This window comes from Mucilaginibacter sp. P19 (assembly GCF_050632265.1).
GTDB lineage: Bacteria > Bacteroidota > Bacteroidia > Sphingobacteriales > Sphingobacteriaceae > Mucilaginibacter > Mucilaginibacter gossypii.
Map to the genome: position 1 here is coordinate 496,938 of NZ_CP192586.1, position 15,379 is coordinate 512,316.

A 15,379-nucleotide genomic window follows, 5' to 3' on the forward strand; every position below is an offset into this window, starting at 1 on the left:
GAAAAACCGCTTTTAGATGAAAAAGCCTCCGAAGCTCCGGAAGCTGCAGCTGAGCACGAAAAGCCCGTTGTTGAAAATACTGTTCCAAATACAATCGCTATTAGCGATTATCACGTAAATACCCCGGCCGAGCCGGAACACCAAAGTCATATCAATTTAGATAAGACTGTTACCGGTAGTCATCTGGATACCGAAAAAGAAGAAGAATACAAATCATAATATAATATTAATCATACATAAAACTTAAAATCATGGGTGGATTAGGCGCACCAGAAATTATTCTGATCATCATTGCGATACTTTTATTATTCGGCGGTAAAAAAATACCTGAATTAATGAGAGGCTTAGGGAAAGGCGTTAAGGAATTTAAAGACGCGCAAAACAGCGACGGCTCATCTTCTTCATCTGAAGAAAAAAGCTTAATACCCTAACAGGGATTAGGTTTTAATGCCATTTTTATTGAGTATATGAACTTATCTGTTGATTTATTTCTTATTTCAACGGATAAGTTTTTTATTTTAGCCCCATGGCTAATATTTATTCCTCTTTAACCGAAATAAAGAGCGGGTTGCAACGTGCAGAAATTACTGTTGAAGGTCTTGTAAAAGGCTATTTGCTTGAAATTGAAAAAAATGCTCATTTAAATGCTTTTAATGAAGTGTTTGCTGATGAAGCGCTGATTGCTGCAAAAAACGTTGACAACAAAATAAAGAATGGCACCGCCGGCAAATTAGCCGGTATGGTTATCGGCATTAAAGATAATATCTGCTATAAAGGGCACCAGGTTAGTGCCTCCTCAAAAATCTTAACCGGTTTCACTTCCATCTTTTCATCAACTGTGGTTGAACGCCTGCTGGCCGAAGATGCGGTGATCATTGGGCGCTGCAACTGCGATGAATTTGCTATGGGTGCCACCAACGAATCATCATACTTTGGCCCGGTAAAAAACCATGCCGATGAAACTAAAGTTGCAGGCGGTCTCGTCGGGTGGTTCGGCTGTGGCCGTACAAGCAGGGATGTGCCATGCCGCTTTAGGTACGGATACGGGTGGTTCGGTAAGGCAACCAGCTTCATTTTGCGGCGTTGTTGGTTTAAAACCAACATACGGCACAATTTCAAGGCACGGTATTATCGCCTATGCTTCATCGTTTGACCAGGTTGGTCCTATCACTAAATCGGTAGAAGATGCTGCATTATTGCTGGAAGTACTCGCAGGTCCGGATGAATATGACAGTACGTTATCACAAACTCCGCCGCCTGCATCATATACTAATCTTCAAAAGCCGGGAAAAAGAAGATAGCTTACCTGCAGGAAGCAATATCAAGCCCTGGTGTTGACACCGAAGTAAAAGACAACCTTGTACAATACATCGATAAGCTGCGTGCCGATGGGCATACAGTTACCCCGATAGCTTTTGAATTGTTGGATTATCTGGTGCCAACTTATTATATCCTGGCCATGGCCGAAGCATCATCAAACCTGGCAAGGTACGATGGTGTGCATTACGGTTATCGCAGTCCGCTGGCTACAGATTTACAGTCTACTTATAAACGTTCCCGTTCTGAGGGTTTTGGTAAGGAAGTAAAGCGCCGTATTATGCTGGGTACTTTTGTTTTGAGCGCGGGGTATTACGATGCTTACTACGCTAAAGCACAAAAGGTACGCAGGCTGATCCAGGAAAAAACTAATGAAATACTGGAAGAGTATGATTTTATATTGGTACCGTCGGCGCCCGAACCGGCTTTTGAAATAGGTAAGGAAGAGAAAGATCCAGTGGTAATGTATCTTTCTGACATATTTACCGTACAAGCCTCATTAACCGGTGTACCGGCCATATCAATACCTACGGGCAATAACAGCAACGGTTTGCCGTTAGGTTTACAGTTATTAACAAAGCACTTTGGCGAACAGCAACTGTTAGATTTTGCCAAATATTTTCTCGATCTGTAATAAAAAATGATATTTTAGTAAAATGCTGATGCTTTGGGCATTATAAATTAATCAAATCCCTGAATAAATGAAGAGATTATTTACGCTGACCATTTGCCTCTTATCACTCCAGGTTTTACAAGCCGAAACAAACACAACCAATTCGGCAAAGTCAATTAAGCAAATAAGCCGGGCAACCAAATTTAACCCCGATATTGTAAACGCCGACACTACTATTTTACCGGTGCTTAACCAGTCGTTGCCGGTAAGTACATACGGAGGTTTGTACAAGCGCCGGTTAGATTCCATTCGTAAAGATATCCAGCTTGATTATAATGAATATGTACAGGGTTATATCGATCTGTATATGCACAACCGCGATGAAATGGGCCAGGTTGCAGGCTTAACCAAATATTACTTCCCCATATATGAAAAGGCTTTCCGCGAAGCCGGGATCCCCGAAGAAATAAAATTTCTGTCGATTGTTGAATCAAAGCTTGATCCGAACGCGGTATCAAGGGTAGGGGCCACAGGTCTTTGGCAGTTTATGGGCACCACGGCAAAAACTTATGGCTTAAACATGGATAACTATGTTGATGAACGCCGTGACCCTATCCAATCGAGCTATGCCGCGGCTGCCTATCTGAAGGATGCCTACCAGGAATTTGGCGACTGGCTACTGGCCATTGCCTCATATAATTGCGGTAAAAGCAATGTGGAACGCGCTGTTGAAAAGGCCGGTGGTGTAACCGATTTTTGGAGCATCCGCCAGTATCTGCCTGTTGAAACCCGTGGCTATGTGCCTGCTTTCATTGCCATGAATTATGTGATGCATTATTTTAATAAACATAACATTGTTGCACAAGCCTGCAATTTCTCTACCCGTACCGATACGGTGATGGTAAAAAGGGTAGTGCCGTTAAGTAATGTTGCCCAGGCGCTTGATGTGAGTTTAAGAGAGATTACGATCCTTAACCCATCGTACAGGATGGCGGTAGTTAACGGAAGTCCTAAAACACCACGCAGGCTTATTATTCCTCAAACTGCAAAAGATCATTATGCTGCATTATATAATGTATTAAATGGCGTTAATGCGCCTGTGCAACCAACACCTGCAAGGCCCGCTACTTATGCCGCTGTTCAATATACCCCGGCAAAATCCGAACGCCGAATGCCAACCCACCATAAAGTAAAAAGAGGCGAAACGCTTGCTTCTATCGCTGATATGTTTGGCTGTGAAGTATCAGACCTTAAAGTTTGGAACCATCTTAAAACTAACCGGGCAACAGTAGGGGCCATGTTAAAAGTATCTGCCGGCGAAGTTGCTGCCAATGTGCAGGATGACGGGCAGTATTCAAAGAATTAATTTTTTTCGGAGATTCCGATGTCTGCAAGTCCGAAAGTTGAGATCCAGCTTTCGGATTTTTATTTTTATAAGGTTATTAAAGTCATTTTTCCACCGCTTGGCCCCAGCCGAACCATGGCTTTTGGGGTTAACACTGTTTTTTGATTATTTTGTTGATTTTCAGTGTTTTGAGTATAGATAACCCCAATTTCTGTTAACCCTGTTAACCCCCTCGCCGCCGCTCGCCTCCTGACGGGTGGCAACTATCAAGCAGCCTCCGGCCGCCGGAGCAAAAGCAGCTTAGACCGCTATACCCGGAGTTTTTAAACTTACGCTCGTTTACAAACCTACCGTGTACCCATATCTTTAAAAAAAATGTCATTTCGACAAAGCTGGGCAGGCCTAAGTATAGGAGCGAAAGAGAAATCTTATACGCCCTGTAGAGCCGCTTTACATAGTTTAGAGCTGGATGTATAAGATTTCTCCTCACCACATCCGCACATTCCCCAACAGGTTCTGTCGAAATGACATCTTCTTTTAATTCATAATAATAATTAAAAGATATGGGTACACGGTAGGTTTGTAAACGAGCGCAAGAGATGATTCCAAAAGCGAAAAAAGCTTCGTAGATTTATTTCAACCAATCACTCATCAGCATGGAAAAGCCAAAGGAAAATATTGACGAATATATTGCCGGTTTCCCGGCAGATGTTCAACAAAAACTGCAATTGGTACGTGAAACGATCAAAGCCGCTGCGCCAGATGCCGAGGAGGCTATCAAATACGCTATTCCAACCTTTGTGCTCAATGGCAACCTGGTGCACTTTGGTGGCTTCAAAAATCACATTGGTTTTTACCCGGCCCCGCAGGGATTGGAAGAATTTAAAGAAGAATTGTCAGGTTATAAGGGAGCCAAAGGCTCGGTTCAGTTTCCGCTTGATGAGCCTATGCCTCTTGAGCTGATCACCAAAATTGTAAAGTTCAGGGTGCAAAAGAACCTGGAGAAAGGGAAGAAGAAAAAGTAGAATTTTGCTAAATGCAATCTTTTAAACACATCTTATCAAAACTTTAACCGTATTTTATCCTCTTTTTAACATAATCGCAAAAAGGGGCTTTTTTATGTTTGTTCCATAAAAAGAATTGTAATTTTGGGCGCTTCAATTTGAAAAAAATGAATAAAACTAACCGAAAACAGGACGCGCTGAATTACCACTCGCAAGGCCGTCCCGGAAAGATACAAGTTGTACCTACCAAACCAACAAATTCGCAGCGCGACTTAACCATGGCCTACTCGCCCGGTGTGGCTGAACCATGTTTAAAGATTGCTGACAATACCGAAGATGTTTATAAATATACCGCCAAAGGTAATCTTGTAGCCGTGATCAGCAACGGTACTGCCGTACTTGGCCTGGGCAACATCGGCCCTGAGGCCAGCAAACCTGTAATGGAGGGTAAGGGTCTCCTGTTCAAGATCTATGCTGATATTGACGTGTTTGATCTTGAATTGAACGCCAAAAGTGTAGATGACTTTGTAAACATTGTAAAAGCGCTTGAGCCCACTTTCGGCGGTGTAAATTTAGAAGACATTTCGGCCCCAACCTGCTTTGAAATTGAGCGCAGGCTAAAAGCCGAAATGAATATTCCCGTAATGCATGATGATCAGCATGGTACCGCCATTATATCGGGGGCAGCTTTAATGAATGCCTGCGAAATCCAGGGAAAAAACTCGACAAAATAAAAATGGTAGTTAACGGTGCGGGCGCCGCCGCGGTATCGTGTTCAAAAATGTACCTGTCATTAGGGGTTAAAAAAGAGAACCTGGTGATGTTTGATATCAATGGTGTGCTAAACCAGGAACGCACCGATCTTGACGAGATCAGGATGGAGTTTGCTACTGACCGCAAAGATGTTAAAACACTGGCCGATGCCATGAAAAATGCCGACGTATTTGTCGGTCTTTCGGCAGGTAATGTGGTAACCCCCGACATGCTGAAAACCATGGCTAAAAAGCCCGTTGTTTTTGCTATGGCCAACCCGGTACCCGAAATTGATTATGACCTTGCAGCCGGCACACGCGATGATATTATTATGGCAACCGGCCGTTCCGATTTTCCTAACCAGGTAAATAACGTGCTTGGTTTCCCTTACATTTTCCGCGGTGCGCTGGATGTAAGGGCTACTGCCATTAACGAGGAAATGAAGATTGCCGCTACACACGCCATTGCCGAAATGGCTAAAAAGCCGGTTCCCGAAGCCGTTAACCTCGCTTATAACCTTACTAACCTGAAATTTGGCAAGGATTATATCATCCCGAAACCAATGGATCAAAGGCTGATCACCGAGGTATCCATGGCGGTGGCAAAAGCGGCCATAGCTTCAGGTGTAGCCCGTAAGGTGATCACCGATTGGGATGCATATGCAGAGGAGCTGAGGGTGCGCCTGGGTACTAATGATAAGCTGCTGCGTAACCTTACCGCTAAAGCAAAACAGAACCCTAAGCGCGTTGTATTTGCCGAGGCCGATAATTATAAGATCTTAAGATCGGCACAGATAGTGAAAGAGGAAGGTATTGCCACTCCTATTTTACTGGGCAATATCGACAGGATCAAAAAGATCATCCATGATAATGACCTTGATTTGGGCGATGTTCATATTATTGATCCACGGGAAGGATGTGAGCATATGGATGAGTATACCGAGTTTCTGTATAACAAACGCCAGCGCCGGGGGATTACCCTGTACGAGGCTAAAAAGCAATTGGTAGACCGCAACTACTACGGCGCTTGTATGGTGCAGTTTGGCCGTGCCGATGCGCTGATCTCAGGTTTAACCAAAAACTATGTAACCACAGTGAAACCTGCCCTGCAAATTATCGGTACTGAAGAAGGTGTGAACCGTGTTGCGGGCATGTATATGATGATCACCGCTAAAGGCCCTGTGTTTTTTGGCGATACAACGGTGAACGTAAACCCATGTGTGAATGATTTGGTTGATATTACCGTGCTGATAGAACGCTCGGTAAAGCAATTTAATATCAGCCCGAGGATAGCTGTATTATCATACTCCAACTTTGGTTCGAACGAAGGGGAGATACCGGAAAAAACCAGGGAAACAGTAGCGATACTGCACGAAAAATACCCCGACATGGTTGTCGACGGCGATATGCAGGCCAACTTTGCGCTTAACGCTGATTTGCTTGATGATAACTTCCCGTTCTCAACACTCAATGGTAAACCGGCCAATACACTGATTTTCCCTAACCTGGAGTCGGGTAATATTGCCTATAAACTTTTGCAGGAAATAGGCGGCGCCGAAGCAGTTGGGCCGATATTGGTTGGCTTAAAAAAACCCGTGCATGTGTTGCAGTTAGGCAGTTCGGTACGTGAAATTGTAAATATGGTTACTATTGCAGTGGTTGATGCACAGGCAAAAGCTGCCGCCAACAGTTAAATAGAACTCCCTCTAAAGTTCCCCCGGAAGGGAGGGTTTGAGTAGGGTTAGTAATACATCTTTGATAAAGACGCTGGTATTTAAATACTTAGCGTCTTTATTTTTTAAGGTGAGTATAACGCAGCTTTTTGTTTGTCATTATATGAACATAATGACGCCGGAATTTTATCTTTGGATAATCACTGTAAAAGCTATCTGCCATTAACATCATTGTTTAAAAATTAATAAAGTAATAATATATGTATGATTATATTAGTGGAAAACTAATGTTCAAAAGCCCGTCGTATGTGGTTATAGATGCGGGAGGGGTAGGGTATCATATTAATATTTCGGTAAATACCTATTCGGGCATTAGTGACGACGAAAAATGTAAACTCTTTGCATGGTTACATGTAAAGGAGGACGCGCACACACTTTACGGCTTTGCTACGGAAGGTGAACGCAGGTTGTTCTTACATTTGATCTCTATTTCGGGTATCGGGCCAAATACGGCAAGGATGATGTTATCGTCCATAAGCCCGGCCGAGATCCAGGCGGCTATTGTGAGCGGTAATGTTTCATTGATCCAGCGGATAAAAGGAATTGGGCCAAAATCGGCTCAGCGGATTATTTTGGAGCTGCAGGATAAGCTGCGTAAGGAAGGCCCCGATACTCTAACTGTTGTGCCGGTGAGCCAGACGGTTAAGGATGAAGCACTATCTGCATTAGTAATGCTGGGCTTTGCGCGTAACGTTGCCGAAAAGGTATTAGACCAGGAGATCAAGAAAAATAATGGCGAATTAACGGTTGAAGAACTAATTAAGTTCGCGTTAAAAACGCTATAATTACGGATAAATATCTACTAACTTTTGATCAAAGTATTTACTTATAAGACACTTATAAGTGTGTTGTTCATTGTGGTGTTCGGGGGGCTGGGAAATGTTTATGCACAACAAAAGCCCTCGCCTGCGGCTAAAAATGATACAACCAAATCAAATGCACCAATAAACCTGACCGCGCCACGAAGCCAGCGGATGAGGGAAGGTATTTTCAATACCGACCCGGCAGGCCTGGTACGTACCATTGAATATGATCCGGCCACAAACCGTTATATTTTATACGAAAGGGTAGGTAATTTACTTTACCGCCCCCCGCAGTATCTTACGTTTGAGCAATATTTAAAACTTAAAGAACGATCGACCCAGCGGGGCTATTTTCAGCAACTGGCAGATAATTATGCCTATGATTCGCAGCAGCCAGGGTTTATACCGCCTATAAAGGTCAGGAGCCGGACGTTTGAGCAGATCTTTGGCAGCTCGGTGATTGATATCCGTCCGCAAGGATCAGCAGAGATGATCATGGCCGGGCAGATAAATAAAAACCAAAACCCGCTTTTTAACACCCGCCAGCGCAGCCGGTTTAACTTTAATTTTGATCAGCGCATTCAACTCAACGTAACCGGTAATATAGGCGATAAGTTAAAGATCACCACCAATTACAATACCGACGCGCAGTTCCAGTTTGAAAACCAGATAAAGCTGGATTATACAGGCTCGCCCGACGAGATCATTCAGAAAATTGAAGCCGGTACGGTTAGTATGCCGCTTAATACCACGCTGATCACCGGTAGTCAGGCGCTTTTTGGCGTTAAAACCAAGCTGAAATTTGGACGGCTGGATGTTACCAGTATCTTTTCGCAGCAACGCTCACAGTCAAAAACGATAACTATTACCAATGGTTCGCAACAGGGTGAATTTAGGTTGACCCCTGCCGATTATGAGGCCAACAAGCACTTCTTCCTGTCGCAATATTTCAGGAATAATTATAACAGGGCGCTTGCCAATATCCCAATAATCAGCTCCAATGTAAACATTACTAAAATTGAGGTTTGGACAACCAACCGTACCAATGTAACTACCGATTCGCGCGATATATTGGCTTTCATGGACCTTGGTGAAAATAACCCATACAATAAAACCAGGATAGTAGGCGGCGGCAGCGCTCTGCCTGCGGGTTTTAAAGGGCCAGGTTTCGCCCAGCAATCAAACAACCTGTTATCTGTTTTGCCGCAAAATGCAAGGCTCACCAACTCCAATGATGTCGCCAGCTTTTTCCAGGGATCGGGCAATACGGATAACTATTCAAAACTAACTTACGCCCGCAAGCTTACTGATAAGGAATATACCCTGCACCCGCAGTTAGGTTACATCTCCCTAAATTATCCCTTGAATAATGACGAGGTGCTGGCGGTAGCTTATCAGTATACCGTTAACGGTGTGCAATACCAGGTGGGTGAATTTAGCAGCGATGTTGCGGTTAACCCAAATACGCCTAATGTGCTTTTTGTGAAATTGCTGAAAGGCGAGTTATTGAAAACCAATCTGCCTACCTGGGATTTGATGATGAAAAACATTTACTCCCTCGGTGCTTTTCAAATAGCCCCTACCAATTTTAAATTAACGGTAACCCGTCTTGATGATAAAACGGGGATCGAAAAAACGGTAATGGAAGAGGGGCAAAACCTAAAAGGTAAACTTTGGCTCCAGGTAGCAGGGCTTGATAACCTCAACCAGCAAAGCGATAAAAAACCGGATGGCTACTTTGACTTTTTAGAAGGAATCACCATCGATTCGCAAAACGGGCGGATTTCGTTCCCTGTGGTGGAGCCTTTTGGTTCGGACCTGGCATCCAAATTTACCCCGGGCGAGACCGACCTGGTTAAACGATATGTTTATCAACCATTGTATGACTCAACCAAAACTATCGCGCAGCAATATTTCCCGGCATTAAACAGGTATGTAATTAAGGGGACTTATACCTCAACAGGAGGTTCGGAGTACCAACTAAATGCAGTTAACATTCCGCAGGGATCGGTAAACGTAACCGCTGGTACGGTAAAATTGCAGGAGGGCAACGATTACACGGTTGATTACAATTCCGGGCGGATCAGGATCCTGAACCAGGCACTGTTATCTTCCGGCCAGCCTATTACCGTAAAGCTGGAGAATAATGAATTGTTCGGCGTGCAGCAAAAGTCATTGTACGGCACCAGGCTTGATTATCATGCCAGCGATAAACTTCAGTTAGGTGCTACTTTGATGCACCTCACCGAACAGCCTATCACCCAAAATGAAATTGCCGGCGAAGAATCCATCTCCAATACCATTTGGGGGTTTGATGCCAATTACAGTTCAAACTCCAGGTTTTTAACCAGGTTGGTTGATAAGATCCCCGGCATCCATACCAAAGTGCCATCGTCCATTAATTTTTACGGCGAGTTTGCCAAACTGATGCCTGGCAGTCCCGGTGCATTGAATTTTGCAGGCTCCAAACACGGCACATCTTATCTTGACGATTTTGAAAACAGTCAATCGGTAATAGATATTAAAGGAGCTAACAGCTGGCAAATTTCAGGAACGCCGCAATTGTTTGGAGAATCGGCTTTGTTTGATAACCTGAGCTATGGCTATAACCGTGCCCGCCTGGCATTTTATAATATCGACCCGATATTTTATACCAATACAGGTTCCATCCCCATATCAAGAAGCGAGCTTTCCAACCATTATGTAAGGCAGGTAATTGAGCAGGAAGTTTTCCCTTACAAGCAGTCGGCTACCGGGCAACCGATTAGCCTGGCTACGCTCAACATGGCTTTTTATCCAAGTATCCGTGGGCCGTACAACTATGCTACCACCGGCATTAATCCCGATGGTACCTTACAAAACCCTAAAACACGCTGGGGTGGTATGTTCAGGAAGCTGGAAACAAATGATTTTGAATCGTTGAACGTATCCTACATCGAGTTTTGGATGCTTGATCCGTTCATATACAAACCAAACTCGGCTGGTGGCGACTTGTACTTTAACTTAGGTTCGATATCAGAAGATATTTTAAAAGATGGACGTAAAAGCCTGGAAAATGGTTTGCCTGTTGACGGCGACCTGACCAAGGTGGATGAAACCAGCTGGGGGCGGGTGTCTAAACTACAGCCGGTTATTAATGCTTTTGATAACAACCCCGATGCCCGTAAACTGCAGGACGTTGGTTTGGACGGCATGAACGACCAGGATGAGCAAACCAAATTTGCCCCGGTTGTTCAGCAGATAAAAGGACAACTGAACGCGCAGGCCGCTACTACCATCGCTGCAGACCCTTCGTCAGATGATTATCAGTATTACCAGGGCGCAGCGCTCGACCAGGCCCGTGCCGGCATCCTCGACCGTTATAGCAAATACAACGGCACCGACGGTAACTCGAAAACGGCACAGCAATCGCAGGCAGAGCTTGGCTTGCAAAACTCGGCTTCAACATCCCTGCCCGATGGCGAGGATATTAACCGGGACAACAACATGAGCCAGGAAGATTCATATTTTCAATATAAAGTATCCATGCGCCCGGCAGATATGGTTGTAGGGCAAAATTACATCAGCGATAAAGTTACCGCACAGGTAAAACTGCCCAACGGAACAACACAGGCGGTTAACTGGTACCAGTTCCGCATTCCGATTACTGATTATCAATCAAAAGTGGGCAACATCCAGGATTTTAAGGCAATCCGTTTTATGAGGATGTTCATGACCAACTTTGCCGATACTGCAGTACTGCGTTTTGCGACCCTGGAACTGGTGCGCGGCGAGTGGCGTGCTTTCAATACCGAAAAAATCCGTTGAATGTTATTGCCGATCCTGCTATCCAAAACCCACCGATAGATAATTCGACCGTCGACGTGCAGGCCGTAAATATTGAAGAGAACGGTAACCGCACGCCTATACCTTATGTGGTGCCGCCCGGTATTAACCGCCAGCGTAATTACAATAACCTGCAAACCAATACCAAGCTCAACGAGCAATCACTGTCCCTTAATATAAAAAGCCTGCGCGATGGATATTCAAGGGCCGCCTTCCGTACTTTTTATAATGACCTGCGCAAATACAAACGCATGCAGATGTTTATCCATGCCGAGGGTGATTATTTGAAGGATAATGACCTGAACGCGTTTATCCGCCTCGGGGTTGATTACCAGGATAACTATTATGAATACGAATTGCCTTTAAAAATAACCCAGCCGGGTACCAGCGATGCAGGAGCAATATGGCCGGATGTTAATGAAATGGACCTGGAGCTTGATTTGCTGATCCGGGCGAAGCTTGCACGTAATCACTCCAACGTGGCCTACAACCAGCTTTTTAAATACACCGAGGGTGATAAGGTAGTTTATATCAAGGGCCAGCCCGATTTAAGCAAGCTGCGTACCATTATGCTTGGCGTGCGCAATCCATATAAAGGCACAAATGTTTTGCCCGATGATGGGTTGGATAAATCAGGAACTGTTTGGTATGATGAGCTGCGCCTTACCGATTTTGATCAGCGCGGGGGATGGGCCGCAACCGCGAGGATTGATGCCAAGCTTGCCGACTTTGCCGATATTACCGTATCGGGCAGTAAAACAACTATTGGTTTCGGTACCCTTGATTCAAGGCTGAATGACCGGAGCCAGAGTGATGATCAAACCTATGACGTATCGGCCAATGTTGAGCTCGGCAAGTTTTTTCCGGATAAAAGCGGCATCCATATCCCGGCATACATCAATTTGTCATCACAAAGGAGCATGCCGCAATATGATCCCGGAGCGCCGGATGTTGAGCTGAAGGCATCGCTGGCGGCGGCAACGAGCACCAAAGAGCGTGACTCTATCCGGAATGCGGCTATTGACATTACCACCCGCAAAAGCATCAACTTTACCAACGTACATAAGGCACGTACAAACCAAAATGCCCTTAACCATATTTGGGATATTGAAAACTTTAATGCCACTTATGCCTACACCGAATACAATCACAATGATTTTGTGACGCAGAATGATGTGGAGAAAACCTATAATCTCACACTTGCTTATAATTATACCAATCAGCCCAAATACTACAGCCCATTTGCCAGGATCATCAAAAGCAATATGCTGGCCCTGTTCCGGGATTTGAACTTTAGCCTGCTGCCGTCGCGATTGAATTTTAGCATCAATTTTAACCGCTTTTATTCGGAGAATACCCTGCGCGATAATGATCCTAATAACTATATTCCTATCCCGACAACTACATTCAACAAGTATTTCAACATAACCCGTGTATACGGCATAGGCTGGAACCTGTCAAAATCATTACAGATGGATATTGACGCTACCAATCTTTCGGTTGTGGATGAACCCGCCGGTCGGATCAATGGTTTAAAGCGCGATACCCTTTGGGATAACCTGAAAAAACTGGGCCGTACAACCAATTATAACCACACTATCAACTTTAATTATACGGTACCTATTAACAAAATTCCGGGATTGGATTGGATATCGGCAGTAGCTCGTTACAGTACACACTTTAACTGGCAAACACAGCCGCTGTTTGCTATCAATAGTACCGCTTATGATGTTGGTAACAGTATTCAAAACTCAAGGGCAATCCAGCTTAACCCAACCCTGAATATGGTGTCGCTGTATAACAAGTTCCCTTTTATCCGTAAGGCCAATAATCCCAATAAAAAGAGCAATATCCTGATAGGCCTGCTAACCAGTATTAAAAACCTGAGCGCAACCTATACCCGTACCCAGGGAACGTTTTTACCGGGATACTTACCGCAGTCGGGCTTTTTTGGTGCAGATGGTAATGCCCCCGGGTTTGGCTTTTTACTGGGCAGCCAGGCAGATATCCGGGGCAGGGCTGTCGCTAACGGCTGGATCACCACCGATACCCTGCAAAATCAGTTGTATACCACATCGTTAAACGAGGACATGCACTTCAGGGGGATTATTGAACCATTTAAAGATCTGCGGATTGAGCTTAGTGCATTTAAAACCCAGGATCATAATTATCAGGCCAATTTTAAATACCTGGCATCGAGCAATAGTATCGAAACATTAAGCCCGGTTACATCGGGTAACTACAGTGTATCGTTCCTTACCATTGGTACCGCCTTTGAATCGGCAAAGGGGATAAACAATGTTTCATCTACATTTCAGAAATTTTTGGATGCCCGCGCTGTGATATCGCAAAGATTAGGGCGTACCAACCCAAATTCGGCAGGGGGTGCTGATGGCTATGCCGATGGTTACGGGCCAAATTCGCAAAATGTGCTGGTGCCTGCGTTTCTGGCAGCATATGCAGGTAAAAATGCTTCGGGCAGTAACCTGTCGCAATTCCCAAAAATTCCTATTCCTAACTGGCAGGTAACGTACAATGGCTTAGGTAAGATCTCCTGGTTCCAGGATATTTTTGATTCGTTTGACCTGAGCCATGGTTACCGTTCATCATATAATGTAAGCGGCTTTATCTCGCTGCTGCAATATCGCGAAGCTAACGGCGCTGCCACTTCGCGCGATTTAAATAATGATTTCCTGCCGTTGTACCAGTTTTCGCAGGTTACCATTTTTGAGCAGTTTGTGCCTTTGCTGGGTGCAAGCGTACGTTTCAAAAACAGCATGACCGCCAATGCCGAATATCGCCAGAGCCGCTCGCTCAGCTTAAGTATGCTTAACAGCCAGTTGGCGCAGCAAAATGAAAAGATCATTGTTTTTGGTTTTGGTTACCACACCAAAGATTTCCATTTTCCGTTTGGCTGGTTTGAAGGCATTCAGCATAAGGACGTGAACTTTAAGCTCGATTTTTCATTGCGCGATAATAAAACGCTCATTTACCGTGCCGACGTTGAATCGGCTGAGATCTCATCGGGTGCACAAAATATTACCGTAAGGCCCTCTGTTGATTATGTGATCAACCAGCGTTTTAATCTGAATTTGTTTTATGATTCAAACCTTACCAAACCCTATACTTCGCAAACGTTTAATACTTCATTTACCAATTTTGGGATTAATTTGAAGTTGTTGCTGCAATAAGGCTGATTTGAAGATGGGTTAATTTGCAGATTTGAAAATGAAAGACCCCGTTCCCTCGGGTCGCTCACAATTTAAATTAACTTCCGTCCCCTCTGGGTCTCTCGGGAGAGGACCCTAAGGCTGATAATTATCTTACGGTTAGCCTTAGTCGAATACTATATGAACGAAGCTTTACTCTATCCAGGAAAAATTTGCGGATAATTCATGATCCTCAAAAAGAGATCCTGAGGGGACACGAACGGCACCCGGGATTTTAAATAGCTTTAAGGAATTAGTATATTTGTTATATGGATGCATTAATTGTTTACCCTGAGAATAAGGAGCAGATGGCAGCTTTAAAAGCAGTGATGAAAGCCATGAAAATATCTTTTGAACAAAAAAGCGAAGTTTACCCGGATTACGTGGTTAAGGGAGTTAAAGAATCACTAAAACAAGCTGATGAGGGAAAATTAACTCCATACACCGGATTTAGGAATGTTCTAAACAGAAGATGAGTTTAGAAATCCTATCTACGCAAAATGCGGACGAGAACATTTATAGCAGTTTACGACTTTATTGAAATCCGTTTCGGAAAAAAAGTTGCTGATAAATTTTTAGAAAAGACTGAAAACATCGTAGCTCTAATAGCAGAATATCCACTTATGTATAAAGCTACATCTATAGATGTCAATGTAAGAATTGCAATTATCAGTAAACACACTTCTCTATTTTACCGGGTTACAGAAACATCTGTTCATCTCTTATACTTTTGGGACAATCGTCGGGATCAGTTGTTTTTATAACAAGTTCCCCAATC

Annotated in this window: 9 protein-coding genes and 3 pseudogenes; all 12 read left to right on the forward strand. The window is 44.1% G+C overall.

Features of this window, described 5'->3' with window-relative positions; genetic code table 11:
- Positions 1–251 precede the first annotated feature (251 nt).
- The 12 genes and pseudogenes from ACQ86K_RS02475 to ACQ86K_RS02530 all read left to right on the forward strand — a co-directional run bounded on the left by ACQ86K_RS02475 (position 252) and on the right by ACQ86K_RS02530 (position 15,365).
- The gene (locus ACQ86K_RS02475) at positions 252–431 is read left to right on the forward strand and encodes a Sec-independent protein translocase subunit TatA/TatB (protein WP_431199738.1); all 180 of its coding nucleotides are present in this window, start codon (positions 252–254) and stop codon (positions 429–431) included.
- 95 nt (positions 432–526) lie between these two features.
- A pseudogene (locus ACQ86K_RS02480) lies at positions 527–964 on the forward strand (amidase family protein); the annotation flags it as partial.
- A gap of 52 nt (positions 965–1,016) precedes the next feature.
- Positions 1,017–1,301: an amidase family protein gene (locus ACQ86K_RS02485; RefSeq protein WP_431199739.1), complete on the forward strand. Its 285-nt coding sequence runs from the start codon at positions 1,017–1,019 to the stop codon at positions 1,299–1,301.
- A pseudogene (locus ACQ86K_RS02490) lies at positions 1,295–1,951 on the forward strand (amidase family protein); the annotation flags it as partial. The gene ACQ86K_RS02485 and the pseudogene ACQ86K_RS02490, both read left to right, overlap by 7 nt.
- A 67-nt stretch (positions 1,952–2,018) precedes the next feature.
- On the forward strand, positions 2,019–3,296 hold the full coding sequence (locus ACQ86K_RS02495) for a lytic transglycosylase domain-containing protein (RefSeq protein ID WP_091174612.1): 1,278 nt from the start codon (positions 2,019–2,021) through the stop codon (positions 3,294–3,296).
- 635 nt (positions 3,297–3,931) lie between these two features.
- The gene (locus ACQ86K_RS02500) at positions 3,932–4,300 is read left to right on the forward strand and encodes an iron chaperone (protein WP_091174617.1); all 369 of its coding nucleotides are present in this window, start codon (positions 3,932–3,934) and stop codon (positions 4,298–4,300) included.
- A 146-nt stretch (positions 4,301–4,446) separates the two neighbouring features.
- Positions 4,447–6,725: pseudogene (locus ACQ86K_RS02505) on the forward strand (NADP-dependent malic enzyme).
- Positions 6,726–6,964: 239 nt separating this feature from the next.
- Positions 6,965–7,549, forward strand: coding sequence for a Holliday junction branch migration protein RuvA (gene ruvA, locus ACQ86K_RS02510; protein WP_091174622.1), 585 nt, complete (start codon positions 6,965–6,967; stop codon positions 7,547–7,549).
- 24 nt (positions 7,550–7,573) lie between these two features.
- Positions 7,574–11,374, forward strand: a complete 3,801-nt coding sequence (gene sprA / locus ACQ86K_RS02515; RefSeq protein ID WP_431199740.1) for a cell surface protein SprA — start codon at positions 7,574–7,576, stop codon at positions 11,372–11,374.
- Positions 11,371–14,583, forward strand: a complete 3,213-nt coding sequence (sprA, locus tag ACQ86K_RS02520) for a cell surface protein SprA (RefSeq protein ID WP_431199741.1) — start codon at positions 11,371–11,373, stop codon at positions 14,581–14,583. Before sprA (ACQ86K_RS02515) ends, sprA (ACQ86K_RS02520) begins: the two co-directional genes overlap by 4 nt.
- Before the next feature lie 287 nt (positions 14,584–14,870).
- Positions 14,871–15,077 carry a DUF2683 family protein gene (locus tag ACQ86K_RS02525; protein ID WP_091174625.1) on the forward strand — a complete coding sequence of 69 codons (207 nt, stop codon included), beginning with the start codon at positions 14,871–14,873 and terminating at the stop codon, positions 15,075–15,077.
- 24 nt (positions 15,078–15,101) lie between these two features.
- On the forward strand, positions 15,102–15,365 hold the full coding sequence (locus tag ACQ86K_RS02530; protein WP_431199742.1) for a type II toxin-antitoxin system RelE/ParE family toxin: 264 nt from the start codon (positions 15,102–15,104) through the stop codon (positions 15,363–15,365).
- Positions 15,366–15,379 lie beyond the last annotated feature (14 nt).

Bases quoted from the DNA above. Each gene is read 5' to 3' on its own strand.
- ACQ86K_RS02475 (WP_431199738.1), top strand. From the start codon at position 252: ATGGGTGGATTAGGCGCACCAGAAATTATTCTGATCATCATTGCGATA.
- ACQ86K_RS02485 (WP_431199739.1), top strand. From the start codon at position 1,017: ATGTGCCATGCCGCTTTAGGTACGGATACGGGTGGTTCGGTAAGGCAA.
- ACQ86K_RS02495 (WP_091174612.1), top strand. From the start codon at position 2,019: ATGAAGAGATTATTTACGCTGACCATTTGCCTCTTATCACTCCAGGTT.
- ACQ86K_RS02500 (WP_091174617.1), top strand. From the start codon at position 3,932: ATGGAAAAGCCAAAGGAAAATATTGACGAATATATTGCCGGTTTCCCG.
- ruvA (WP_091174622.1), top strand. From the start codon at position 6,965: ATGTATGATTATATTAGTGGAAAACTAATGTTCAAAAGCCCGTCGTAT.
- ACQ86K_RS02525 (WP_091174625.1), top strand. From the start codon at position 14,871: ATGGATGCATTAATTGTTTACCCTGAGAATAAGGAGCAGATGGCAGCT.
- ACQ86K_RS02530 (WP_431199742.1), top strand. From the start codon at position 15,102: ATGCGGACGAGAACATTTATAGCAGTTTACGACTTTATTGAAATCCGT.